Annotated in this window: 23 protein-coding genes, 3 tRNA genes and 1 rRNA gene; 18 read left to right on the forward strand and 9 right to left on the reverse strand. The window is 22.7% G+C overall.

What is annotated here, in order from left to right; translation table 11 throughout:
* The first annotated feature begins 76 nt into the window (after window positions 1–76).
* The 3 genes from AB4W51_RS01075 (at window position 77) to AB4W51_RS01085 (ending at window position 1,861) form a co-directional block, all read left to right on the forward strand.
* Window positions 77–1,633, forward strand: a 16S ribosomal RNA gene (locus tag AB4W51_RS01075).
* Window positions 1,634–1,697: 64 nt separating this feature from the next.
* Window positions 1,698–1,774, forward strand: a tRNA-Ile gene (locus tag AB4W51_RS01080).
* 14 nt (window positions 1,775–1,788) lie between these two features.
* A tRNA-Ala gene (locus tag AB4W51_RS01085) sits at window positions 1,789–1,861 on the forward strand.
* Between the two features lie 7 nt (window positions 1,862–1,868).
* Here the strand turns inward: AB4W51_RS01085 and gloB are convergent.
* Window positions 1,869–2,609, reverse strand: coding sequence for a hydroxyacylglutathione hydrolase (gene gloB / locus AB4W51_RS01090; protein WP_367676771.1), 741 nt, complete (start codon window positions 2,607–2,609; stop codon window positions 1,869–1,871).
* Between the two features lie 85 nt (window positions 2,610–2,694).
* Window positions 2,695–3,180, reverse strand: a complete 486-nt coding sequence (gene rnhA, locus AB4W51_RS01095; RefSeq protein ID WP_367676772.1) for a ribonuclease HI — start codon at window positions 3,178–3,180, stop codon at window positions 2,695–2,697.
* 80 nt (window positions 3,181–3,260) lie between these two features.
* Between rnhA and dnaQ the strand changes: the two genes are divergently transcribed.
* The 4 genes from dnaQ to AB4W51_RS01115 all read left to right on the forward strand — a co-directional run bounded on the left by dnaQ (window position 3,261) and on the right by AB4W51_RS01115 (window position 5,456).
* Entirely contained in the window at window positions 3,261–3,998 is a 738-nt protein-coding gene (dnaQ, locus tag AB4W51_RS01100; RefSeq protein ID WP_367676773.1) for a DNA polymerase III subunit epsilon, read from the forward strand.
* A gap of 69 nt (window positions 3,999–4,067) precedes the next feature.
* Window positions 4,068–4,141: transfer RNA gene (locus AB4W51_RS01105), tRNA-Asp, on the forward strand.
* Window positions 4,142–4,335: 194 nt separating this feature from the next.
* Window positions 4,336–4,791 carry a xanthine phosphoribosyltransferase gene (gene gpt / locus AB4W51_RS01110; RefSeq protein WP_367676774.1) on the forward strand — a complete coding sequence of 152 codons (456 nt, stop codon included), beginning with the start codon at window positions 4,336–4,338 and terminating at the stop codon, window positions 4,789–4,791.
* 50 nt (window positions 4,792–4,841) lie between these two features.
* Entirely contained in the window at window positions 4,842–5,456 is a 615-nt protein-coding gene (locus tag AB4W51_RS01115) for a nucleotide exchange factor GrpE (RefSeq protein WP_367676775.1), read from the forward strand.
* Between the two features lie 40 nt (window positions 5,457–5,496).
* Here the strand turns inward: AB4W51_RS01115 and AB4W51_RS01120 are convergent, their stop codons facing one another.
* On the reverse strand, window positions 5,497–5,784 hold the full coding sequence (locus AB4W51_RS01120) for an RnfH family protein (protein WP_367676776.1): 288 nt from the start codon (window positions 5,782–5,784) through the stop codon (window positions 5,497–5,499).
* Between the two features lie 149 nt (window positions 5,785–5,933).
* Here AB4W51_RS01120 and smpB point away from each other — a divergent pair, with 149 nt between their 5' ends.
* Both smpB and tadA read left to right on the forward strand, forming a co-directional pair.
* Window positions 5,934–6,419, forward strand: a complete 486-nt coding sequence (gene smpB, locus AB4W51_RS01125; protein ID WP_367676777.1) for an SsrA-binding protein SmpB — start codon at window positions 5,934–5,936, stop codon at window positions 6,417–6,419.
* A gap of 32 nt (window positions 6,420–6,451) precedes the next feature.
* Window positions 6,452–6,928, forward strand: coding sequence for a tRNA adenosine(34) deaminase TadA (gene tadA, locus AB4W51_RS01130; RefSeq protein WP_367676778.1), 477 nt, complete (start codon window positions 6,452–6,454; stop codon window positions 6,926–6,928).
* Window positions 6,929–6,930: 2 nt separating this feature from the next.
* Here the strand turns inward: tadA and acpS are convergent, their stop codons facing one another.
* The 5 genes from acpS to lepA all read right to left on the reverse strand — a co-directional run bounded on the left by acpS (window position 6,931) and on the right by lepA (window position 11,838).
* The gene (acpS, locus tag AB4W51_RS01135; RefSeq protein WP_367676779.1) at window positions 6,931–7,311 is read right to left on the reverse strand and encodes a holo-ACP synthase; all 381 of its coding nucleotides are present in this window, start codon (window positions 7,309–7,311) and stop codon (window positions 6,931–6,933) included.
* A 159-nt stretch (window positions 7,312–7,470) separates the two neighbouring features.
* Window positions 7,471–8,331 carry a GTPase Era gene (era, locus tag AB4W51_RS01140; RefSeq protein ID WP_367676780.1) on the reverse strand — a complete coding sequence of 287 codons (861 nt, stop codon included), beginning with the start codon at window positions 8,329–8,331 and terminating at the stop codon, window positions 7,471–7,473.
* Window positions 8,328–9,008, reverse strand: a complete 681-nt coding sequence (rnc, locus tag AB4W51_RS01145) for a ribonuclease III (protein ID WP_367676781.1) — start codon at window positions 9,006–9,008, stop codon at window positions 8,328–8,330. Before rnc ends, era begins: the two co-directional genes overlap by 4 nt.
* A gap of 112 nt (window positions 9,009–9,120) precedes the next feature.
* On the reverse strand, window positions 9,121–10,026 hold the full coding sequence (gene lepB, locus AB4W51_RS01150; RefSeq protein WP_367676782.1) for a signal peptidase I: 906 nt from the start codon (window positions 10,024–10,026) through the stop codon (window positions 9,121–9,123).
* 24 nt (window positions 10,027–10,050) lie between these two features.
* A complete protein-coding gene (gene lepA / locus AB4W51_RS01155) occupies window positions 10,051–11,838 on the reverse strand; it encodes a translation elongation factor 4 (protein WP_367676783.1) in 1,788 nt (595 codons plus the stop codon).
* A gap of 455 nt (window positions 11,839–12,293) precedes the next feature.
* On the opposite strand from lepA, the gene mnmA reads away from it, so the two are divergent.
* The 9 genes from mnmA (at window position 12,294) to ribA (ending at window position 22,473) form a co-directional block, all read left to right on the forward strand.
* On the forward strand, window positions 12,294–13,415 hold the full coding sequence (mnmA, locus tag AB4W51_RS01160; protein WP_367676784.1) for a tRNA 2-thiouridine(34) synthase MnmA: 1,122 nt from the start codon (window positions 12,294–12,296) through the stop codon (window positions 13,413–13,415).
* 243 nt (window positions 13,416–13,658) lie between these two features.
* Window positions 13,659–15,029 carry an adenylosuccinate lyase gene (gene purB, locus AB4W51_RS01165; protein WP_367676785.1) on the forward strand — a complete coding sequence of 457 codons (1,371 nt, stop codon included), beginning with the start codon at window positions 13,659–13,661 and terminating at the stop codon, window positions 15,027–15,029.
* Window positions 15,030–15,225: 196 nt separating this feature from the next.
* The gene (locus AB4W51_RS01170) at window positions 15,226–15,996 is read left to right on the forward strand and encodes an enoyl-ACP reductase (RefSeq protein ID WP_367676786.1); all 771 of its coding nucleotides are present in this window, start codon (window positions 15,226–15,228) and stop codon (window positions 15,994–15,996) included.
* Between the two features lie 236 nt (window positions 15,997–16,232).
* Window positions 16,233–18,200, forward strand: coding sequence for an exoribonuclease II (locus AB4W51_RS01175; protein ID WP_367676787.1), 1,968 nt, complete (start codon window positions 16,233–16,235; stop codon window positions 18,198–18,200).
* 198 nt (window positions 18,201–18,398) lie between these two features.
* Window positions 18,399–19,046 (forward strand): YchE family NAAT transporter, encoded by a 648-nt coding sequence (locus tag AB4W51_RS01180; RefSeq protein ID WP_367676788.1) that lies wholly within the window; start codon window positions 18,399–18,401, stop codon window positions 19,044–19,046.
* Window positions 19,047–19,207: 161 nt separating this feature from the next.
* Window positions 19,208–19,810 (forward strand): lipoyl(octanoyl) transferase LipB, encoded by a 603-nt coding sequence (gene lipB / locus AB4W51_RS01185; protein ID WP_367676789.1) that lies wholly within the window; start codon window positions 19,208–19,210, stop codon window positions 19,808–19,810.
* A gap of 115 nt (window positions 19,811–19,925) precedes the next feature.
* Window positions 19,926–20,870, forward strand: a complete 945-nt coding sequence (lipA, locus tag AB4W51_RS01190; protein ID WP_367676819.1) for a lipoyl synthase — start codon at window positions 19,926–19,928, stop codon at window positions 20,868–20,870.
* 88 nt (window positions 20,871–20,958) lie between these two features.
* Complete coding sequence (gene pyrF / locus AB4W51_RS01195; RefSeq protein WP_367676790.1) at window positions 20,959–21,669, forward strand: orotidine-5'-phosphate decarboxylase; 711 nt, start codon at window positions 20,959–20,961, stop codon at window positions 21,667–21,669.
* 195 nt (window positions 21,670–21,864) lie between these two features.
* Window positions 21,865–22,473 (forward strand): GTP cyclohydrolase II, encoded by a 609-nt coding sequence (gene ribA / locus AB4W51_RS01200; protein ID WP_367676791.1) that lies wholly within the window; start codon window positions 21,865–21,867, stop codon window positions 22,471–22,473.
* Window positions 22,474–23,796: 1,323 nt separating this feature from the next.
* Here ribA and cls read toward each other — a convergent pair.
* Window positions 23,797–25,257: a cardiolipin synthase gene (cls, locus tag AB4W51_RS01205; RefSeq protein WP_367676792.1), complete on the reverse strand. Its 1,461-nt coding sequence runs from the start codon at window positions 25,255–25,257 to the stop codon at window positions 23,797–23,799.
* Between the last annotated feature and the right edge of the window lie 107 nt (window positions 25,258–25,364).

Below are 25,364 nucleotides of genomic sequence, written 5' to 3' on the forward strand. Positions count from 1 at the left end.
GGCACTTAAAAAATTAATTGATTAGTTATTTTAAATTTATTTAAATCTCATTTTATTGGGATTAAAACAATTTTTTCAATTGAAGAGTTTGATCATGGCTCAGATTGAACGCTGGCGGCAAGCCTAACACATGCAAGTCGAGCGGCATCGAGAAAAAAGTTTACTTTTTTTGGCGGCGAGCGGCAAACGGGTGAGTAATATCTGGGGATCTGCCCTAAAGTGGGGGACAACTACTAGAAATGGTGGCTAATACCGCATAATGTTGAAAAACCAAAGTAGGGGACTTTTATTTATTTTTTTAAGCCTTACGCTTTTGGATGAACCCAGACGAGATTAGCTTGATGGTGAGGTAATGGCTCACCAAGGCAACGATCTCTAGCTGGTCTGAGAGGATAGCCAGCCACACTGGAACTGAGACACGGTCCAGACTCCTACGGGAGGCAGCAGTGGGGAATATTGCACAATGGGCGAAAGCCTGATGCAGCTATGCCGCGTGTATGAAGAAGGCCTTAGGGTTGTAAAGTACTTTCAGCGGGGAGGAAAAAATAAAAGCTAATAACTTTTGTTCTTGACGTTACCCGAATAAGAAGCACCGGCTAACTCCGTGCCAGCAGCCGCGGTAATACGGAGGGTGCGAGCGTTAATCAGAATTACTGGGCGTAAAGAGCACGTAGGCGGATTGTTAAGTCAGATGTGAAATCCCTAGGCTTAACCTAGGAACTGCATTTGAAACTGGCAAACTAGAGTATCATAGAGGGAGGTAGAATTCTAGGTGTAGCGGTGAAATGCGTAGATATCTGGAGGAATACCTGTGGCGAAAGCGACCTCCTAAATGAATACTGACGCTGAGGTGCGAAAGCATGGGTAGCAAACAGGATTAGATACCCTGGTAGTCCATGCCGTAAACGATGTTGACTTGGAGGTTGCTTCCTAGAGGAGTGACTTCCGAAGCTAACGCATTAAGTCAACCGCCTGGGGAGTACGGTCGCAAGGCTAAAACTCAAATGAATTGACGGGGGCCCGCACAAGCGGTGGAGCATGTGGTTTAATTCGATGCAACGCGAAAAACCTTACCTGGTCTTGACATCCACAAAATTTTATAGAAATATAGAAGTGCCTTCGGGAATTGTGAGACAGGTGCTGCATGGCTGTCGTCAGCTCGTGTTGTGAAATGTTGGGTTAAGTCCCGCAACGAGCGCAACCCTTGTCCTTTGTTGCCATCGGGTTAAGCCGGGAACTCAGAGGAGACTGCCGGTTATAAACCGGAGGAAGGTGGGGACGACGTCAAGTCATCATGGCCCTTACGACCAGGGCTACACACGTGCTACAATGGCGTATACAAAGAGATGCTACTCTGCAAAGACAAGCCAACCTCAAAAAGTTCGTCGTAGTCCGGACTGGAGTCTGCAACTCGACTCCACGAAGTCGGAATCGCTAGTAATCGTGGATCAGAACGCCACGGTGAATACGTTCCCGGGCCTTGTACACACCGCCCGTCACACCATGGGAGTGGATTGCAAAAGAAGCAGGTTGCTTAACCTTTTGGATGGCGCCTACCACTTTGTGGTTCATGACTGGGGTGAAGTCGTAACAAGGTAACCGTAGGGGAACCTGCGGTTGGATCACCTCCTTACAAAAATACACTTTTAATTTTAAAGTGTCCACATAAATTATCTGATATTTATTTATATTTATACAGGCTTGTAGCTCAGTTGGTTAGAGCACACCCCTGATAAGGGTGAGGTCGGTGGTTCAAGTCCACTCAGGCCTACCAATATCACAAAAAATGGGGCTATAGCTCAGCTGGGAGAGCGCCTGCCTTGCACGCAGGAGGTCAGCGGTTCGATCCCGCTTAGCTCCAAAAAAAATTATTTATAATTGTTTTTTATTGTTCTAATCAAAATAAAATTGTCATATGATTTCTTTTCTAATTTTTTATTTTTTATTCTAGACAAATGCAGAAAAACATTTATTTTTTTTTCTAAACCTATTGTGCTTGGTAAAGTTATTTTTTTGTATTTTATTTTATTTATTAAATTATAGTATTCGATTATATTTTTTTCATTTGGAAATAATTTTTTTGAAAATTCTAAATTTTTTTTTGTATATTCGTGAGCAGGACATATAATTGTTTTATTAGGTAAAATTGAAAATTTTTTTAGGGATAAAAACATCATCATATAATTTTTTTTGTATATATTACCACATCCTCCTGAAAATAATGTATCACCACAAAACAAATATGGATTTATATAATAAGATAAATGTCCGATTGTATGTCCAGGAGTGTATATTACATGGAATATTTTATCTAATAAATAAATTTTTTCCCCTCCAAAAAGAACATTATTTATTCCAAATTTTATAGATTCTATTGGTCCATATACTTTTATTTTTGGAAAACAAAAAATTAATTCATTAATTCCAGCAACATGATCAATATGATGATGAGTGATTAATATTGCTTTTGGTTTCAAATTTAATTGAATAATTTTTTTAAATACTGGTAAAAAATCTCCAGGGTCTATAATTACACATGATTGATCTGATTGATTTAATATCCATACATAATTATCATTGAGAATAGAAACTATATTTAAATTCATCATCGAATTAATATTTTTATTAATATATCACATATTATATATTATTTGTTAAAAATAATATATAATATGTGATATATTAATAAAAATATTAATTCGATGATGAATTATTAATATTATCTATATATCCAAAATCTATCAATGATGGATTTTTTGCTGACATTTTTGCTAATAAATCACATTTCTCATTTTCAATATATCCTGAATGACTATTAATCCATATCCATTGAATTTTATGAATTTTCATTATTGTGTTTAATTTAGTCCATAAATCTAAATTTTTTATTAATTTGTTGTTATTGTTTCTCCAATTTTTTTTTTTCCAATTTTTTAACCAAATGGATACACCTTTTTGAACATATTGACTATCAGTAATAATTTTTATTTGACACATTTCCTTTATTTTTTCTATTCCTATAATAACACTCATTAACTCCATACGATTATTGGTAGTCCAATAAAATCCATTTTGAAATATTTTTTCATGTTTTTTATACCGCATTAATATTCCATATCCACCAGGTCCTGGATTGCCTAAACATGATCCATCTGTAAAAATTGTAATTGATTTTAACATATTATTATTTTTTTGATTGTATGAATATATTTATATTTATCAAATTCAATTTTAAAAATCTATATTTTAATTATATTATTATGAATAAATTACAAAAAAGACAAATTGTATTAGATACTGAAACTACAGGAATGAATATTACAGGTGTTCATTATCTTGGTCATAAAATTATTGAAATAGGTGCAGTGGAAATTATTAATAGAAAATTAACTGGTAATAATTTTCATGTATATATTCAACCTAATCGAATTATAGAACAGTCAGCATTTTTGATTCATGGAATTTCTAATGATTTTTTATTAAATAAACCAAAATTTATTAATATTGTAAATAATTTTTTAAATTATATTAAAGGAACTGAATTAATTTTACATAATGCAAATTTTGATATTAGTTTTATTGATTATGAATTAAAATTATTAAATATGAATTTTCCTTTAATAAAAAATATTTGTAAGATTACTGATAGTTTATCTATTGCTAGAAAAATATTTCCAGGAAAAAAAAATAATTTAGATGCATTGTGTTTACGTTATAATATTCCAGTTAATAGAAATACCCATAGTGCTATTTTAGATGCAAAAATTTTAGCAAAAATATATTTATTAATGACTTTGAATCAAGAACAAATAAATTTTTCTAATTTGATTAAAAATGATAATTTAATAGATTATAAAATTAAACATAATCCATGTTTATCAAAATTATTAAAAAATGCAAATCCAATAGAAATAAATAATCATGAAATATATTTAAAAAATATGATAAAAAAATCTGGAAAATGTATTTGGAAAGAAAAATTATCAATTAAACATTGAATAGATATTGACTTGTTAATAAAAAAATGTATAATTTTATTTTTATTATAATAAATATTTTTATTTTTAGGTGCGGTAGTTCAGATCGGTAGAATACTGGCCTGTCACGCCAGGGGTCACGGGTTCGAACCCCGTCCGCACCGAAATAAAAAATTTTATTTTATATATATTATTATTTAAATTAAATTCAATATATTTATATATGTATATATATTTTTATTTTTGTATAAAAATAAAAATTTTATGAATTGCATTGATTTAATAAAAAGTTTTATTTTATGTGAAATAAATAAATTATAGTTAATTTAACAATAGTATTATTTTAGGATTTTGTTTAATGACTAATAAATACATTGTTACTTGGGATATGATTCATATTCATGCTAAAAAATTAGCTAGAATTTTAATATCTATTAAAAAATGGAATCGTGTTATTGCAGTTAGTCGTGGAGGATTAGTTCCAGCTGCCATTTTATCCAGAGAGTTAGGAATTCGTTGTGTTGATACAGTTTGTATTTCTAGTTATGATTATAAGACCATTCGTGATTTAAAAATAATAAAAATAGCTGAAGGGGATTGTAATGATACTATTATTATAGACGATTTAGTAGATACAGGTGGCACAGCAAAAATTATTCGTAAGATATATCCAAATTCTTATTTTGTTACAATTTTTGCAAAACCAAATTCTCGTTTATTAGTTGATAAATATATCATAGATGTTCCTCAAAATATATGGATTGAATTACCATGGGATATGTCTATTAATTATGTTGAACCAATGATAAAATAAATTATTTATTTACAATAGAAAACTATGTCCTATTTTATAGGAATTTTATTATGATTGATATTAAAAATTCAGAATTGGAAGAAAAAAAAATTTTTGATGAAAAAAATGATAGTGGATTTTTTGATCAAAATAATCAAATCATTGATAATAATGATTTGAATAATCAAATCATTGATAATAATGATTTGAATAATCAAATCATTGATAATAATGATTTGAATAATGATCTTATATTAATTAAAGAAAAATTTTTAAATTTAAAAAAATTATCAGAAAAAGAGATAAATAATACTCTTGTTAGAGTACAAAAAAATAATGAATTAAATTATAAATTTGCTTTAGAAAAAATTATCATTGCTTTGTTACCAACTATTGATAGTTTAGAACGTGCTTTGAATTTGTCTAATGATGCTGATTTGAATATGAAAAAATTCAATTGTGATATCAATTTAATTTTAGAAAAATTTTTGAATGTATTGATTGAATTTAATGTAACCATTATTAATGAAAAAAATGTTCCATTTAATCCAGAATTCCATCAAGCAATGTCTGTAATTAACTCAACAAAAAATAAAGATAATTATGTCATGGATATTATTCAAAATGGATATTTATTACATCAACGGTTGTTAAGACCAGCTATGGTCATTGTTTCTAAAAACTAATTTTAACAAAATATAAAATATTCATTTAGTTATTTTATATTTATTTAATATTGTTATATAAAATGTTTTTTCTTCTTTGTTCCATTGGGCTAAAAATTAAATTTCTATAAATTTCAATTCTATCATTATTGTTTAATTTATGATTTAAATTAACTAATTGACCATAAATTCCAATTTTATTTAAACAATTTTTATTATTTTTTATTTTATAAATTATTTTTGATTTTAAAATTGCTTGTATTACAGTACTGTTTTTTTTTATTTTTATTGAATATATAAATTGTTCTTCAGGTAATGCATATACTACACTTACATTAATTGGATTCATAAAATACATTATTGATTAAAAATGATATTTTGATTATATATAATTTATATAATAAATTCATTAATTAATATTTATTTAGTGAATTTATTATATTTATGTTATAAATATTATCATATATATTTTGAAGTCTAATATTAAAATATTATTTTATGATAAAAAAAAAATCAAATCTTAATGTATTAGAAATACAATCAAACCAAAAAGCTTATTTTAATTTTTTTATAGAAAAAAAAATTGAAGCTGGCTTAATTTTAAAAGGTTGGGAAGTTAAAAGTTTAAGATTAGGTATAGTAAATATTAATACTGCATATATTACTATTAAAAACAGTGAAGTATTTTTGTGTGGTTCATATTTTGAAAGATTATCAACAATATCTAAAAATATTTTAAAAAAAAAAAACGATCGTCAATGTAAGTTATTATTAAATAAATATGAAATTAATTTTTTGAAAAGTAAAATATATCAAAAAGGTTATACAATTATTCCTTTATCTATTTTTTTGAAAAAATCATGGTTTAAATTAAAGATAGGATTGGCTATAGGTAAAAAAAATCAAGATAAACGTATGGATGATAAAAAAAAACAATGGATAAGAGATAAAAATAGATTAATCAAAAATAAAAATTTAAATTGATTTTTAATATATATATTATTTAAAAATAAAATATGACAAGTAATAATTCTGATGAATATTGGATGAAACAAGCCTTGAGATTAGCTAAATTATCTGAATTAATAGGTGAAATTCCTATCGGGGCTGTTTTAATTTTAGATAATAAAATTATTGGTAATGGTTGGAATTCTTCTATCAGCAAATGTGATCCCACTGCACATGCTGAGATTATTGCATTACGTGAAGGAGGTTTGTTTTTAAACAATTATCGTTTATTAAATACTACTTTATATGTTACATTAGAGCCTTGTTTAATGTGTTTAAATGCAATATTTTATAGCCGTATTTCAAATTTAGTATATGGTGCTAAAAATAATCGATATTGTTTTTTTAAAAAAAAATTAATAGATAACAATCTTTTTGCTAAAAAAATTACTATTCATGGTGGTGTTTTAGAATTAACTTGTTCATTATTATTAAAAAATTTTTTTAAAAATAAAAGAAAAAATAAAAAAAATAATTTATTATAATTTTATGTTTCAATAACGACTACTGCAAAAGTATATAATTCATCATGTGTTAATGATACATGAATAGATTTTATTTTTGATTGATTTAATATATTTATATTATTTTTTAATAAATTTATTTTTGGTTTTCCTAATTTATCATAATATAATTCAATATGTTTAAAAAAAATTCCTTGTTGTATTCCTGTTCCTAATGCTTTAGAAGTGGCTTCTTTAATTGCAAACCTATTAGCTAAAAAATTAATTGGATGATTGTTTTTTATAATTTCTTGATATTCATTTTTAGATAGAATTTTTTTATAAAATTGGTATTTAAATTTTTTTTTTATTCTTTCAATTCTTTTTAAAGAAACAATATCAGTTCCAATACCAAATATAGTCATAAAGTAATATTTTATTGTTATATAAATTATTTAATTATATTACTGTAATTATTTTATATTGTACATTTTATTTTTAAAATATATTGATATATTTCAATTTTTTATTTTTATATAAATATTTTTATAAATAATAAATAAAAAAAATTTTTTAATAATTATTTATGTAATATTATTTATTTTAACCCATATTGTTAAAAATATTTTTTTTTGTAATTTTTTTTCTATTTCTTTTCTAGATAAAGTACTTAAAATTTTTATTTTTTGTCCTTTTTTTCCAATGATAATTTTTTTTTGATTATTATTATTGACTATCAATAAAACTTTTATACTATAATTTCCATTTTTTTGAACATCAATAGATTCTATTTTAATTTTTATAACATATGGAATTTCTTCTTGAAAATTTTTTATAATTTTTTCTCTTATTATTTCAGATATTGTAAATTTAAGTGAGTTTTGAGTGTTAATGTTTGAAGAATATTCATGTTCTGAAAGAGGTAGTATTGTTTTTATTTCTTGAATTAAATAATTGATATTACTTTTATTTTTTGCTGAAATAGGAATGATTTGATTGCAATTATTAATTTTCCCTTTAATGAATGCAATGAAAGGTAACAATAATTTTTTGTTTTTAATCAAATCAATTTTATTAATGACTATAATGATAGGTTTGTTAAATTTACTTATATTTTGAAGGATTTTTTGATCTTCAATTGTAAAATTTTTTGGATTAAGTATGAATAAAATTATATCAGCTATTTTCATCGTATTTTTTGTTTCTTTATTTAAATCACAAGTATTAAAATATTTATTGTTTGTATTAATTCCGGGGGTGTCAAAAATAATATATTGATAATTTTTTTTTGTTTTTATTCCTGTAGTTTTTGTTTGAGTTGTGTTTTTTTTATGCGATACAATTGAAATTGTATCTCCAATTATTTGATTGAGCAATGTAGACTTTCCTACATTACTTTTTCCTAATAAAATAATTTTTCCACAAAAATTATTATTGATATTCATTCTAATCCTAGTTTTACTAGTGCATGTTGAGCTGCATTTTGTTCAGCTTTACGACGGCTAGCTCCAATTCCAATAAAATGTTCATTTAAACCAGTAATAATGCAATGAATGGTGAATAATTGATTATGAGCTTCTCCATATACTTGCATAACTAAATATGATGGTAATGGTAATTTTCTTGCTTGTAAATATTCTTGTAGTCTTGTTTTAGGATCTTTTTGCTTATCTCCTGGGCTAATTTTTTTTAATCTTTTTTTATACCATTGTAAAATTAATAATTCTATTGTTGTTATATTACTATCTAAAAAAATTCCACCTATAATTGCTTCAATAGTATTAGCCAGGATAGATTCTCTACATCCTCCTCCACTTTTTAATTCCCCTTGTCCTAATTGCAAATATTCACCTAAATCAAATTCATATGCTAATTCAGCTAAAGTATGACCTCTGACTAAAGTTGCTCTCATTCGACTCATATCGCCTTCATTAACATATGGAAAATCATGGTATAGTGCATTAGCAATAACAAAACTTAGAATTGAATCTCCTAAAAATTCAAGACGTTCATTATGTTTGCTATTTGCACTTCTATGTGTTAATGCTTGTTTTAAAATTTCTTTTTGTATGAAAGTATAACCTAGTACTTTTTGTAGTCTATCTATTGTGATATGATCCATATTGTACCAATATAAATATTTTTAATATTGTTGTATAGAATAAAAAATAAAAAAATAAAGTAAGGTAAATATCTTACATGAATATTTTTTAATTAACTACATGGTATTATTTTTAATTAATTTTTCCTATTCTCAGAAAACGAAATGAAAAAGGCCATAAATTATATGTTTTTTTGATGCTCATCCAAATATGTGTAGCTTTACCTATTAAATTTTTTTCAGGAAGAAAACCCCAAAATCGACTATCAAAACTATTATCTCGATTATCACCCATGACAAAATATTTATTTTTAGGAACAATCCATACTTGATTTTGGTTTTTTTGATTTGTTAAATTATGATTATTGTGATTAAAAAAATAATTTAATACAAGAATATTATGCTGGTGATGATCAATATTTTCTTGTAATTCTTGTAAATAGAAAAAATATTTGAATAATTTTTTTTGTATTTTACTATGATTTTGAAAAGTATTAAATTCTTCTTTACATAAGATATTAATATTTTTATTTGTTTGGTTAATATTTTTATATGTAATATTAATCACTGGACATGATTTTAAATTTATACATGATGGGATTATTTTTAATTTTTTATTTTGAGTATCATAAATAATTTTATCTCCAGGTAAACCAATAATTCTTTTTATATAATTTAATTTAGTATTTTTAGGATATCTAAAAACAGCAACATCTCCTCTTTTTGGTAAATTCATTTTTATAAGCGTAAAATGAAAAATAGGATCTTGAATATTATATGCAAATTTTTTTACTAAAATATAATCTCCTGTTAATAAAGTAGGAATCATGGATCCTGAAGAAATTTTAAATGGTTCATAGATAAAAGAACGAAAAAATAAAACAATAATAAATATAGGTAACATTGATTTAATTATTTCTAATAATTGTTTTTTTTTTGAATAATTTTTGTTAAGTTGATGTCTAATAAAATTAAAAGAATATATGACAACGATTATTGATATTCCTAGTAATAAAAATTTATAAATTAAATTTATCATTAATACATCCTTTTATTGATTGAATTAATAAGTTTTTAAAAGAGATAAAAATGCTTCTTTAGGAATTTGTATATTGCCAATTTTTTTCATTTTTCTTTTTCCATCTTTTTGTTTTTGTAATAATTTTTTCTTCCTGGAAATATCTCCACCATAGCATTTTGCTAATACATTTTTTCTAAGTTGTTTAATAGTAGCACGAGCTATAACATGATTACTAATAGCAGCTTGAATAGAAATATCAAACTGATGTCTTGGAATAATTTTTTTAATTTTTTCTACAATCATTCGACTATATAATTGAGAATTATCACGATGTGTAATAACAGATAATGAATCAATTTTTTCATTATTGATTAAAATATCTAAACAAATTAGATCAGCTTTTTTAAAATATTTAAAATTATAATCTAATGATGCATAACCACTAGAAATAGATTTTAGATGATCAAAAAAATTTAAAATAATTTCTGAAATAGGAATGTAATAAGTAATTGAAACTTGGTGATTATGATAAATTATATTTTTTTGTATACCACGTTTTTCTTCACATAATTTAATAATATTACCTACATATTTTTGTGGTACTAATATGTGGCATTCTGCAATAGGTTCTCTTAATTCTCTAATAGTATTTGTTAATGGTAAATTAGAAGGTGTATTAAAATATAAAACTTTTTTATTTATTAGTTCAACTTGATATACTACACTAGGAGTAGTTGAAATTAAATCAAGATCATATTCTCTTTCTAATCTTGCTTGAATAATTTCCATATGTAATAAACCTAAAAAACCGCATCTAAAACCAAATCCTAATGCAGAAGAATTTTCAGGTTCATAAAATAAAGAAGTATCATTTAAACTTAATTTGCCTAGTGCGTTTCTAAAGTTTTCATATTGATTAGAATTAATAGGAAACAAGCCAGCATATATTTGTGGTTTGACTTTTTTAAATTTTAACAATGGTTTTAAAGCTGGATTATTAAATGAAGTTAAAGTATCTCCTACAGGTATAGCTGTAATATTTTTAATACCACATGAAATCCAACCGACTTCTCCAGATTTTAAAATATTTTGCATAATTCTTTTTGGAGTAAAAATTCCAATTTGATCAATTTGATAATTTTTTTTAGTACTCATTACTTGAATTTTATCACCTTGATGTATTATACCATTTTTAATACATACTAATGACATAACTCCTAAATAATTATCAAACCAAGAATCGACAATTAATACTTGAAGTTTTTCATCATTATCTCCATTCGGATGAGGAATATCACTAATAATTTTTTCTAAAACTTGAGTAATTCCTTCACCAGTTTTTGCTGAACATTGCACTATATTATTAATTGGAATTTTCATAATTGCTTTTATGTCTTGTTCTACTTTTTTTGGATTTGCAGTAGGAAGATCAATTTTATTTAATACTGGTATGATTTTTAAATTCATATTAATTGCTGTATAGTAATTAGATAAAGTTTGAGCTTCGATTCCTTGTGTAGCATCAATGACTAGTAAAGCTCCTTCACAAGCTGATAATGATCTTGATACTTCATAAGAAAAATTTACATGACCCGGAGTATCTATAATATTTAAATGAAATATTTTCCCATTCTTGGCCAAATAATTTATTTTTACACTATGAGCTTTTATAGTGATACCTCTTTCTTTTTCTAATTCCATTGAATCTAATATTTGTGAAGATATTTTTTGTTTTGATAATGGTTTGCAATTTTGAATAAATCGATCAGCTAATGTAGATTTTCCATGATCGATATGTGCAATGATAGAAAAATTTCTTATATTTTTCATATTTAATAATTCACTTTTAATTAATTTTTTTATTTTTATGATGTATTTTAAAGTACTATATTAAAAAAAAATATTAATGTATATTATTTAAAATAAAATATATATTATAGATCAAAATCAATATAAAATTAAAAAATAAAAAAATAATTATATTTATATAATTGTTTTAACATTATAAATATTTATATTGATAGTTATATATTTAGTATTTTTATATTAATATATAAAAATTATATAAAAATTATAGATTTAAAAAATTATATAATAGTATTCACAAAAAATGATATTATTAATAAATTTTAAAAAAAATAATTATTATGATTAATTTTTTTAATTTTGATTCATGTTGATTATAAATTTCAAAAAAATATAAAATTTTATTAAATCGACTATCTAAATTAGTGATTTAATTCTTTATTTCATCAATTTTTATTAAAAATTAGAAAATTTCCATTATGTTAATCAATAAAAAAAATAAAGTTATTGTAGCAATGTCCGGAGGTGTGGATTCTTCTGTTTCTGCTTGGTTATTGCAACAACAAAATTATCAAGTAGAAGGTTTGTTTATGAAAAATTGGGAGGAAAATGATAATAAACAATATTGTTCATCTAAAAAAGATTTAGAAGATGCTCAAAGAGTTTGTGATCAATTAGGTTTATATTTACATACTATTAATTTTTCTATTGAATATTGGGAAAAAGTATTTTTAAATTTTATTAATGAATATAAAAGAGGAACTACACCTAATCCAGATATTTTATGTAACAAAGAAATTAAATTTAAATTATTTTTAGATTTTGCTATTACTGAATTAGGTAGTGATTTTATAGCAACTGGACATTATGTCAGAAAAAAAAACATAGATAATCAAGAAATATTATTAAGAGGGATTGATAAAACGAAAGATCAAAGTTATTTCTTATATACTTTAAATCAATATCAATTGAAAAAAAGTTTATTTCCTCTTGGAGAATTAAAAAAACAATCAGTTCGTGAAATTGCACATAAACTAAATATGAGTATAGCTAACAAAAAAGATTCTACTGGAATTTGTTTTATTGAACCAAAAAATTTTCAAAATTTTTTAAGTCGTTATTTTAATATTGTTAAAGGAAAGATTATTACTGTTTATAAAGAAGTTATAGGAATACATTCAGGATTAATTTATTATACTTTAGGTCAACGTAAAGGATTAAAAATTGGAGGCTTAAAAAATAAAAAAAAATTACCATGGTATGTTGTTGATAAAATTATTCATTTAAATCTATTAATAGTAGCACAAGGAAAAAATAATCCTTATTTGATGTCTATTGGTTTAATAGTTAAAAATTTACATTGGATTAATAAAAATTATTTTTTTAAAAAAAATATGATTTGTAGAATTCAAATTAGACATCTTCAATCAGCGGTATTATGTCAATTAATACCTATAGATGATAAATATATTAAAGTTTTATTTCAATCTCCAATATCATCGGTGACACCGGGTCAATCTGCTGTTTTTTATTTTTCTAATATATGTTTAGGAGGAGGGGTAATTTCATCTAGATTGCCTTATGTTTCATTATATATATAAAATATATATAAAAATATAATACATAGTAAAGTATAACTATATAAAAATCAAACTATATGAGAATTCAAATTATCAATTTGTAATTTTTTAAAATGATTAAAATAATTATTGATTTTATGTTTTTAAATTTTTAATATGAATTCCAATTATTGATATATTAAAAACAACGTAAAGAATTTTAAATTTTATAATTATTACATCAGAATTAATTTTAGTCTTTAATTAAACATTAGGTATAATATAATGAATGTCTTTTCTATAACTGCAATTTCACCAATAGATGGTCGTTATTTTGAAATGACATCTATTTTAAAAAAATTATTTAGTGAATATGGATTATTGAAATTTCGTATAAAAATAGAAATTTTATGGCTAAAACAATTATCTATGCATGCTGAATTAAAAGAATTACCATCTTTTAATCAATCAATAATAAAAATATTAACAGAAATTGAAGAAAATTTTAATGAAGAAGATGCATTATATATAAAAATATTAGAAAAAAAAAATCAACATGATGTTAAATCAATAGAATATTTTTTAAAAAATAAAATTCAAATGCAATTAAATTGTTCTATCAATTTAGAATTTATTCATTTTTCATGTACTTCTGATGATATTAATAATTTAGCATATGCATTAATATTAAAAGATACAAGAAAAAATATATTAATTCCATTATGGGATAATATTATTCAAGAAATAAAAAAAATGGTTTTTAAATATAAAAACATTGCTATTTTATCTCGTACTCATGGTCAAGCCGCTACTCCATCAACCATGGGTAAAGAAATAGCTAATTTTTTATATCGCATGATGCGTCAATTAAAAATATTTAAAAAAATAGATATATTAGGGAAAATAAATGGTACTGTTGGAAATTATAATGCTCATCATGTTGCTTATCCAAATATAAATTGGCATAAATTTAGTCAAGAATTTGTTACTGGATTAGGTATAAAATGGAATCCATTTACAACTCAAATAGAACCACATGATTATATTTCAGAATTACTAGATTGTATTATTAGATTTAATAATATTTTATTAGATTTTAATCGAGATATTTGGAGTTATATATCAATCAATTATTTCAATCAAAATGTTAATGAAAACGAAGTAGGTTCTTCAATTATGCCTCATAAAATTAATCCAATAGATTTTGAAAATTCTGAAGGAAATTTAGGATTATCAAATTCTATAATGCAACATATGTCAAATAAATTATTAATCTCTAGATGGCAACGAGATTTAAGTGATTCAACTGTGTTAAGAAATTTAGGAGTAGCTGTTTCTTATTCTGTTATTGCATATAAATCTGTTTTGTCAGGCATAAGTAAATTACAAATTAATAAAAAAGTTTTATTTACAGATCTAGAAATGCATTGGGAAATATTAGCTGAACCAATACAAACTATGATGAGAAAAAATAATATTAAAAATTCATATGAAATTCTTAAAAAAATGACTAGAGGTAAAAAAATTAATCAAAAATTAATTAGAGATTTTATTAATACATTAAACATACCTGATCAAGAAAAGAGACAGTTACAATTATTAACACCTCATAATTATTTAGGATATGCTTCAAGAATTGTTGATGAAATTATTTAATATTTTTTATTGAGCAATAAATTATTATTTTAAAATATTTAAAATATATATTTTTATCAAAATATATAAATAAATACATTAATTTTTATGAATCACACATAATAGTAACATAATCAACATTATGTAAAAAAATAATTTTTAAATATATTGTATTATGATGCATATTTAAATTTTTATGTGTTCAAGGTTATTAATAATGAAATTTCTTTCTGGGAAAAAAATTTTAATCACAGGATTATTAAATAATTATTCTATTGCTTTTGGAATTGCACAATCAATGTTTCAACATGGTGCTGAATTAGCTTTTACATATTCTGACATACGTTTAAAAAAAAAAGTAAAACTTTTAGCGAAATCATTTAATTCTAAAATATGTTTATTTTGCGATGTTAACTATGATTTAAATATTGTTAAATTATTTTTAAAATTATCACAATATTGGAAAAAATTTGATGGTTTTGTACATTGTCTTGCATTTGCTTCACGTTCACAATTTAAAGGTGATTATTTACAGGTTATTTCAAAAGAAGATTTTGAAATAACACATAATATTACTTCATACAGTTTTGTGGCCATGGCTAGAGAAAGTTTAAAAATGTTAAATAAAAATTCTGCTTTAATTACTCTTTCTTATTTAGGCGCTGTAAGAGTAATTCCTTACTATAATATTATGGGTGTTGCTAAAGCATCTTTAGAATCTAATGTCAGATATGTTGCTTGTTCTTTAGGAAAATATGATATTCGTGTTAATGCAATTTCTTCAGGTCCAATTAGAACCGTATCTTCATCTGTAATTAAAAATTTTCATCAATTATTGAAAAAATATAAAAAAAATTCACCTATAAAACGGGATATTTCTATTCATGATATTGGAAATACAGCATCTTTTTTATGTTCCAATTTATCTATTGGAATTACAGGACAAATAATTTATGTAGATAACGGTTTTAATATTACAGCTATTTGATATTATAAAATATAAATATATTTGATTATTTATTTTATCATTCATTAAATAAATTAATGTATCTAGTTTTATTTGATTAATAAAAAATAAAAATTTATTTTTTAACTTGTTTATCTCACTATAGTGTATTACTCTAAAATTATATCTTTTCGATTTTTTATTATTATATAATTGAGAATATATATGATTTTTTATTGATATCTTTCATTTTCATTCTAATTTTAGGTATTATTATTATGTTTCAAGATAATCCATTACTTGTAAAATTAAAAAAAAAATTACATTCTAAAATGCCTCGAATAGAAGGTATAATAAAAAGTTCGGAGAGAGGTTTTGGATTTTTAGAAATAGATTTTCAGAAAAGTTATTTTATTCCACCAAAAAATATGAAAAAAGTTATGCATGGTGATCGAATTAGAGCAATATTAAAAACTGAACAAAATAGAGAAATAATTGAACCAGAAAAGTTAATTGATCCTTTTTTAAAAACATTTGTAGGTAAAATTCATAAAACATCTAATCAATTATTTATTTTACCTGATTTTCCTTTAATCAATAATTTAATAAAATGTACGAATAAATCTGATCTTTCACATAATTTTAAACATGGTGATTGGGCTATTGCTAAATTAACTAAACATAAATTAGAAGGACATCAATTTTTTTTTGCAGAATTAATTGATTTTATTGTAACAGAAAAAAATCATTTATATCCTTGGTTAGTCACTTTGTCCGCTAATAATTTAAAAAAAGAATCTCCTATATTGTTAAATCATGAAGAAATTATATTTGATGATTCAATTTCGAGACATGATTTAACTAATTTAGATTTCATTACAATTGATAGTTTGGAAACTAAGGACATTGATGATGCAATATTTATTGAACAAAATCATTATTTTTTTACTGTCTATGTTGCTATTGCTGATCCAAGTTCATATATATCACAGAATAGTCGATTAGATAATATTGCTAAAGAAAGAGGTTTTACTAATTATCTTCCTGGATTTACTATTCCTATGTTACCAAATGAATTATCTGAAGATATCTGTTCATTATTACCTAATGTTCGTCGTCCCGTGGTAGTGTGTCGTTTTAATGTTTTATTAGATGGAAGAATTTTAGATGATAGTATTGTATTTTTTATGGGATGGATTCAATCAAAATCAAAATTAGTTTATGACAATGTATCAAATTGGTTAGATAAAAAGATAGGTTGGGAACCAGAATTAAAATCTATCAGAAATCAAATTATATTATTGCATAAATTATATCAAATAAGATTTTTTTGGAGAAAAAATAATGCTTTAATCTTTAGAGATCGACCTGAATATAAGTTTTATTTTTCAAAAGATAATTTAATATCAAATATAATTATTGAACCTAGACGTATTGCACATCGCATGATTGAAGAAGCAATGATTGCTGCTAATGTATGTGCTGCTAAATTTTTATCTAAACATTTAGGATATGGTATATATAATATTCATAAAGGTTTTGCAGATATTATCAATGCTGAACATGCTGTTGCTCTATTATCTAAATTTAAAATTAATTTTACTGTAAAAGATATTATGACTTTAGATGGTTTTTGTAAAATGCATAGAGAATTAAATATTTTATCTAATAGTTATTTAGATGCTAGAATACGTAAATTTCAATCATTTGGAGAAATTAATATTTATCCTGATTGTCATTATTCCTTAGGTTTTGAAAAATATGCTACTTGGACATCACCAATTAGAAAATATAGTGATATTATTAATCATCGTTTGTTAAAATCTATTATTCTAAAACAACCAAGTATTAAAATTCATCATGATGTCTTAATAAATATTAATGATAAAAAACGTAAATATCGTATAGTAAAAAGAAGTGTTGAAGATTGGTTATATATTTTATATTTTAATCAAAAAAATAAAAAAATAAATCAATATGATGCAGAAATTATAGATATTTATAAAAGTGGAATCCGGGCCAGATTATTAGAAAATGGAGCAAATGTTTTTATACCAGCTACTTTTTTACATTTTCTTAAAGAAGAACTATTTCTTGATAAAGAAAACGGTCTAGTATACATTAAAAATGATATAGCTTATAAATTAACTGATATCATACAAGTAAATTTAATAGATATTAAAAAATCTACAAGAAATATTATAGCAAAACCAAAATCATGTTCTACATTAGAATTAAATAATTAAATTTAAATATTATATTAATTTTAATATTTTTTAAAATAAAATAGTAAATATTATTCAATTTTACTAAAAATCATCAATAAAAATATTTGTTATAAAAATATTATAATAATTACTAATATTGATTTTGATTATATCAATCTTTTATTAATTTAATATTCAATTTTATAGAATGCCTTTAATATAAATTAGGAGCATAGTGTGCAATTTTTTTTCCTAGATTTTTCTGCTTATATAAAATTTTTCATTAATTTATTTGCATTAGTTAATCCTGTTGGAATGATTCCAATTTTTATGAGTATGACGATTAATCAAACTACATCAGAAAGAAATAAAACTAATTTCAAAGCAAATTTTTCTTCAGCAATCATTTTAATAATTACATTATTTGTTGGTGATTATATATTAAATATTTTTGGAATTTCTATTAATTCTTTTAGAATAGCTGGTGGAATATTAATTATTATGATAGCGATGTCTATGATTAATGGAAAATTAATTAAAGAAATGGAACAAAAACAAAAATTAAATGATGATAAAACTGTATATAAAGATATTTCTATTGTACCGTTAGCTACTCCTTTAATAGCGGGACCTGGTGCTATTAGTTCGACTATTGTTTGGAGTAATTATTATTCTCAATGGAATAATCTTTTTTGTTGTTGTTTGTTAATTATATTTTTTTCTTTTTTTTGTTGGTTATTATTTAGAACTGGTCCTGCTGTAGTACATTTATTAGGAAAAACAGGAATAAATGTTTTAACTAGAATTATGGGTTTATTGCTTATGTCTTTAGGTATAGAATTTATAACTATCGGTATAAAATCTACATTTCATTTTTTAATGTAATAATAATACTATATTAATATAGAGTATTTTTTACATGAATCATAATTTATACACCTTTGATGATTATAATTAATTAATAATATTATTTTAAATAATATATTTATTTACTATAATCTAAACATTATTTTTAAATATATTAAAAAATTATTTTTTATCAATATATGTATAAAAAAATTATTATTAAAGATTTAGGGTTGACTCATTGGAAAACAACTTTTCTTGCTATGCATGAATTTATAAAAAATAGTAGTTCTCAATCTATAGATGAAATTTGGTTTTTAGAACATTATTCTATTTTTACTCATGGTCAAGTAAAAAACCATGATAATATAATTAATTTAAATAATATACCTCTGGAGTATAGTGATAGAGGTGGAAGAATTACATATCATGCTCCAGGACAACAGATAGTATATTTTTTAATTAATATTAAACGTCGTAATATATATCCTCGTTGTTTGATTACTTTATTAGAAAAATTAATTATTAATACATTAAAATATTTTTCAATTATAGGTTATACAATAAATAATTATCCTGGTGTATATGTAGATAATAAAAAAATTTGTTCTATTGGATTAAGAATAAAAAATGGATATTCTTTACATGGTTTAGCACTGAATGTAAATTTAGATTTGTTGCCATTTAATTATATATATCCTTGTGGAAATCAAAATATAAAAATGACTATGATGGCAGATTATGTTTCTAATATTACGATGCATCAAGTTAAAACTGTTTTATTAAAACAAAATTTTTTTTAATGCATTTATTTATTATTTTTTAAATATTTTTTATTATTATTATTTTTAGTGTATTATATTGTACAAAAATTGTTATTTAAACGGAAATAAGAAATTGATAAAAAAAAAATATAATATTGTATTAAATTCGATTAATAAAAAAAATGATTTATCTAAATATATTGATATTGAAAATATTTCTATAAAAAATGATATTTTGCAAAAACCTAATTGGATAAAAGTAAAATTACCAGTTAAAACTAAAAAAATTAAAAAAATGCAAGATATTTTAAAAAAAAATAAATTAAATTCTGTATGTGAAGAAGCACAATGTCCAAATTTTTTTGAATGTTTTAATAAAGGCACTGTTACATTTATGATTTTAGGATCTATTTGTACTAGGCGTTGTCCATTTTGTGCAGTGAAATCAGGTAGACCGATGTTAATTGATCCAAATGAAGCAATAAATTTAGCTCATGTTATTAAGCAAATAAAAGTTAATTATGTAGTGTTAACATCTGTAGCAAGAGATGATTTACACGATGGAGGATCTGGTCATTTTTCTGATTGTATTTTACAAATCCGTCAAATTAATGATATTAAAATTGAAATTTTAGTACCAGATTTTAGGAATTGTCAAAATATAGCTTTAAAAAATATTGGACAATCATTACCAGATATTTTTAACCATAATTTAGAAAATGTTCCAAGATTATATAAACAAGTAAGGCCAGGTGCAAATTACAAATCTTCTTTAAAATTATTATTTGAATTTAAAAAATTATATCCAAATATCAAAACTAAATCTGGATTAATGTTAGGTTTAGGAGAAAGTAATGCAGAAATTATTCAAGTAATGAAAGATTTATATTCTAATGGTGTAGATATGTTAACTATTGGTCAGTATTTACGTCCTAGTAGATTACATTTACCAGTCATTCGTTATGTTTCTGTTTCGGAATTTGATGAAATTAAAAAAGAAGCATTATCTATTGGATTTACTAATGTATTTTGCGGACCTTTAGTTAGGTCATCGTATCATGCTTATGAACAAACTAAGATATTTAATAACGATAAATAGTCTTAAAAATAAATTATTTTAAATGATTAAATAATATTTTTATAATATTATTTTTTTATATGTATTTATATGTAATAAGAGGTTAATTTTGTTACAATTTGATTCAGTAAAAAAAACAAAAATTATAGTAGCTTTAGATTATTCTAGTAAGAATGAAACAATGAAATTAGTAAATATTTTAGATCCATCTTTATTTTATTTAAAAATAGGTAAAGCAATGTTTACTCGTTTTGGATTAAAATTAATACATGATTTACATAAATTAAAATTTAAAATTTTTCTTGATTTAAAGTTTCATGATATTCCAAACACTGTTTTTTCATCCGTTCAAGCGGCAGCAGATTTAGGTATATGGATGATTAGTGTACATATTTCAGGTGGAATAAATATGCTTAATTCAGCTAAATTAGCATTAAAAAGTTTTACTCATAATGCTCCAATGTTAGTAGGTATTACAGTATTAACAAGTTTAAACAATCATGATTTAAAAACTATTGGTATTTTTCATTCATTACATAAACAAATTTTTTTATTAGCTAATTTAGCAAAAAAATGTTGTTTAGATGGTATAGTGTGTTCAGGTTTAGAAGCTAAAAACATTAAACAACAATTTGGAAATAGTTTAAAAGTTATTTCTCCTGGTATTCGTTTATCTGGTTCATCAAATAATGATCAAAATCAAATTATTACACCAGAATTAGCTAAAAAATTTTTTATTGATTATATAGTTATAGGTAGACCAGTGACTTTGTCTAAAAATCCAATATCTATATTAGATCATTTAAATTCTATATTATAAAAATAATTTTTATTAAGATTTAAAATTATTATTGTTTTATATCAAATTCAACATATATGAAATATATAAAGAAAAATAAAATTTATTTTTTAATGATTTGATTAAATATGCATTTAAATCAATTTAATATTTTTGCACATATTTTATATATGTCATACATTATGAAATATATTTAAGATTAAAAATGGGGTATGTATGTCTCTCGAAAAAATAAAAGAAGAAGCTATATTACCAACTCCATGGGGAAAATTTATTTTAATAGGTTTTAAAGAAAATACGAAAATTGAAAAAAATCATGTTGCTTTAATATATGGAAAAATTTTAAATAATACAAATCCTATATTAGTTAGAGTACATTCTGAATGTTTAACAGGTGATGCGTTATTCAGTTTACGTTGTGATTGTGGTTTTCAATTAAAAAAATCTATGAAAATGATTGCTTCTTTAGGTAAAGGAATTATTATATATCATCGACAAGAGGGAAGAAATATTGGATTATTAAATAAAATAAAAGCATATTCTTTACAAGATACTGGATTAGATACTGTAGAAGCTAATCATAAATTAGGTTTTTTAGCAGATGAAAGAAATTTTTCAGTATGTGCAGATATTTTAAACAATTTAAATATAAAAGATATATTTTTATTAACTAATAATCCTTTAAAAGTTATTGCTATGAAAAAATTAGGAATTAATGTAATTAAAAGAGTTTCTTTAATTGTAGGCAGAAATATTAATAATTCTATTTATCTCGACACAAAAGAAAAAAAAATGGGACATTGTTTAAAAAAAAATATTCAATAATAAAATAATAAAATCATGAAATATTTATGTAGTTAAAATCAATAACTTAATAAAATATTACTCATGATGATATAAAATATAATTTATGTATCATTATTTTATGATATTATACAACAATATATATTAATTTGATCAATATTTTTTTTATGGTTTTTAACAATAAATATTGTTTAATTAAATTATATTTTTAAAATTATTATTTCAATAATTATATTGATATTTTCAATTAATATATATATAAGAAACAGTTTTATATTAATATTAAAATAAAATTTTTTTGGTTATAATTTATAAAATGAAAAAATAATTTTTAAAAATACAACTATCATTATTTTTTATTATTGTTTATATTTGAAAATTTTAAAATATATTTAAAAAAATATAATATTTTTTTAATATATAAGTATTTTAATAAAAATGATGTATATTTTTATATATAGTTATCTTGATAAATATATTTGGTTTTAAAATTTTTACTTATCTAAATTCTTTTTATATATATTTTTAATAGATGACTATATATAAAATAAGAATTTTTTTAATTTTATTTATAATTGGATTAAGATATATTTTTATATATAGATATATATTTATTTCAGTAAAATGATATCAAAAAATACATTTAGATATATTAAAAAAATATAATACTAATCTGTGATAAATATTTTTAATGTTTTAATTATGACATATATTATATTCCTAATATTTTTTTCGATCTTAAAAAGTGTTATTTTTAAAATTATGATGAATATATTTATATTCATTAGAAATATTGGATTTTTGATTTTAAAATAACATTTTTTTAATATTTTTTTCTTGTTTTGATTATTGTTAATTTTTTTTTAAAAAAAATATTCTAAATTTTTTTAACATAAAAGTTTTTATCAGATGTTTTTAGAATTGGAATATTATAAAAAAATTATTAAGAAATTAATCATTATAATATTGTCTAAATATAATTTTATTATAATATTTTTAATTATTTATTAATGATATTAATCTAAATCACTACAATCATTAATTAATTTTTTAAATTATAGTACAATTTAAAAAAATAATATTTAATAATATAATAATAATGAATTAAAAATGAACATGAAAAATTTCAAATTTAAATTTTACTGATGAATAATTATTTTTATAATAAATTTTAAATTAATATTTATAAAACAAATTTGTATTCAATGTTGATTAAATCAATAATAAAAATAATTAATTTAATTAATTTTTTAAATAAAAATTTATCAAGATAATTAATTTTCATTTTATTTATTTTTGGATACTATAAAAACTACATCATAAATTCAATATCATTTTGTATTATTATAATAAAGGACTTAAAAAATAAAAAATTTTTTCTACAATTCTTTTCCAGTAAGAACGCATTAACCATTGTTTTGCATCTAATAATTTTGAATGATTAATATATTCATATTGTACAGATGCTAAATTGTTTCCAAAAATACTATCATCAATTACTAAAGTAATTTCGAAATTTAACCATAAACTTCTCATATCTAAATTTGCCGTACCAATTAAACTAAGTTGTTTATCAACTAATATACTTTTACTGTGTAATAATCCTTTTTCAAATTGATATATTTTTACTCCAGATTCAAGTAATTCACTAAAAAAAGATCGACTGGCCCATTGTACTAATATAGAATCATTATATTTTGGAATTATTATAATCACCTCTACTCCTCTTTGAGAAGCAGTGCAAATGGCATTTAATAGATCATCACTAGGTACTAAATAAGGTGTAGTAATAATTAATTGTTTTTGAGCAGAATATATAGCAATTAAAAATGATTGATGAATCATATGTTCAGGAAACCCTGGACCAGATGCTATAATTTGAATTGCTATATCTTTATTATTATTGTTAAATTTATGATTATCTTCTGGTATTTCAGGTAAGATTTTTTTCCCTGTTTCTAATTCCCAATCACAAGAATATACTATTCCTATAGTAGTAGCTATTGGACCTTTTATTCTAGTCATTAAATCAATCCATTGACCTAGTCTATTTTTTTTTTTCAGTACTGTTGGATCAACTAAATTCATACTACCTATATATGTAATATAATTATCAATAAGTATTATTTTTCGGTGTTGTCTTAAATCAACTCTTTCAAAAAATGTTCTAAAAAAATTAATTTTTAAAGCTTCTACAATATGTATACCAGCATGACGCATAATGTGAACCCATTTGCTTCTAAAAAATTCTATACTACCTGCAGAGTCTAACATTAATCTACAAAAAATACCTCTTTTAGCAGATGATATTAATGCTTTCGCCACTTCATCTGCTAATCCGCCAGGTGTCCAAATATAAAATACCATTTCAATATTTTTTTTTGCTAAATAAATATCTTTAATTAAAATTTTTATAATATCTTTAGAGTTTGTTAATAATTGTAATTGATTATTTGTAATACCAGATAATCCTTGGCGATTTTTGCATAATTGAAATAATGGTCCAGCAACCTTACTATTTTTGTTTTTTAAAATATTTTTATATGATTTAATTTTTTTAATCCATTGATTATTTTGATTCCAGATTTTGTTAATTAATTTTATTTTTGTTTTTCTTATATATGGTTCATCAAAACAAAACCACATAAAAATACCCAATAATGGAATTACATAAATAATTAATAACCATGTTATAGCTGAATGTCTTGTTTTATTTTTAATAAGAATTTTAATTGTAATACTAGTAATTAATAACCAATATCCTAAAAAAATTATCCAAGAAAAAAAAATATAACAATTCTTCATTCAATATATTTCCTATTGTTTTTTTATTAAAATATTAACTATAAAAAAATTATTAATATAAATTATATAATTGATATACATTAATCAATCTGTATTGTTTTTAAAAT

This window comes from Buchnera aphidicola (Eriosoma grossulariae), from assembly GCF_964059045.1.
GTDB classification, from domain to species: Bacteria; Pseudomonadota; Gammaproteobacteria; order Enterobacterales; family Enterobacteriaceae; genus Buchnera_D; species Buchnera_D aphidicola_A.

What these genes read in the sequence shown, in the direction of transcription:
- purB (WP_367676785.1), top strand. Translation starts at nt 13,659, where the DNA reads ATGAATGTCTTTTCTATAACTGCAATTTCACCAATAGATGGTCGTTAT.
- dnaQ (WP_367676773.1), top strand. Translation starts at nt 3,261, where the DNA reads ATGAATAAATTACAAAAAAGACAAATTGTATTAGATACTGAAACTACA.
- rnc (WP_367676781.1), bottom strand. Translation starts at nt 9,008, where the DNA reads ATGGATCATATCACAATAGATAGACTACAAAAAGTACTAGGTTATACT.
- AB4W51_RS01175 (WP_367676787.1), top strand. Translation starts at nt 16,233, where the DNA reads ATGTTTCAAGATAATCCATTACTTGTAAAATTAAAAAAAAAATTACAT.
- mnmA (WP_367676784.1), top strand. Translation starts at nt 12,294, where the DNA reads ATGTTAATCAATAAAAAAAATAAAGTTATTGTAGCAATGTCCGGAGGT.
- smpB (WP_367676777.1), top strand. Translation starts at nt 5,934, where the DNA reads ATGATAAAAAAAAAATCAAATCTTAATGTATTAGAAATACAATCAAAC.
- gloB (WP_367676771.1), bottom strand. Translation starts at nt 2,609, where the DNA reads ATGATGAATTTAAATATAGTTTCTATTCTCAATGATAATTATGTATGG.
- tadA (WP_367676778.1), top strand. Translation starts at nt 6,452, where the DNA reads ATGACAAGTAATAATTCTGATGAATATTGGATGAAACAAGCCTTGAGA.
- lepB (WP_367676782.1), bottom strand. Translation starts at nt 10,026, where the DNA reads ATGATAAATTTAATTTATAAATTTTTATTACTAGGAATATCAATAATC.
- ribA (WP_367676791.1), top strand. Translation starts at nt 21,865, where the DNA reads ATGTCTCTCGAAAAAATAAAAGAAGAAGCTATATTACCAACTCCATGG.
- AB4W51_RS01115 (WP_367676775.1), top strand. Translation starts at nt 4,842, where the DNA reads ATGATTGATATTAAAAATTCAGAATTGGAAGAAAAAAAAATTTTTGAT.
- acpS (WP_367676779.1), bottom strand. Translation starts at nt 7,311, where the DNA reads ATGACTATATTTGGTATTGGAACTGATATTGTTTCTTTAAAAAGAATT.
- AB4W51_RS01120 (WP_367676776.1), bottom strand. Translation starts at nt 5,784, where the DNA reads ATGAATCCAATTAATGTAAGTGTAGTATATGCATTACCTGAAGAACAA.
- AB4W51_RS01170 (WP_367676786.1), top strand. Translation starts at nt 15,226, where the DNA reads ATGAAATTTCTTTCTGGGAAAAAAATTTTAATCACAGGATTATTAAAT.
- cls (WP_367676792.1), bottom strand. Translation starts at nt 25,257, where the DNA reads ATGAAGAATTGTTATATTTTTTTTTCTTGGATAATTTTTTTAGGATAT.
- lipB (WP_367676789.1), top strand. Translation starts at nt 19,208, where the DNA reads ATGTATAAAAAAATTATTATTAAAGATTTAGGGTTGACTCATTGGAAA.
- rnhA (WP_367676772.1), bottom strand. Translation starts at nt 3,180, where the DNA reads ATGTTAAAATCAATTACAATTTTTACAGATGGATCATGTTTAGGCAAT.
- gpt (WP_367676774.1), top strand. Translation starts at nt 4,336, where the DNA reads ATGACTAATAAATACATTGTTACTTGGGATATGATTCATATTCATGCT.
- era (WP_367676780.1), bottom strand. Translation starts at nt 8,331, where the DNA reads ATGAATATCAATAATAATTTTTGTGGAAAAATTATTTTATTAGGAAAA.
- lepA (WP_367676783.1), bottom strand. Translation starts at nt 11,838, where the DNA reads ATGAAAAATATAAGAAATTTTTCTATCATTGCACATATCGATCATGGA.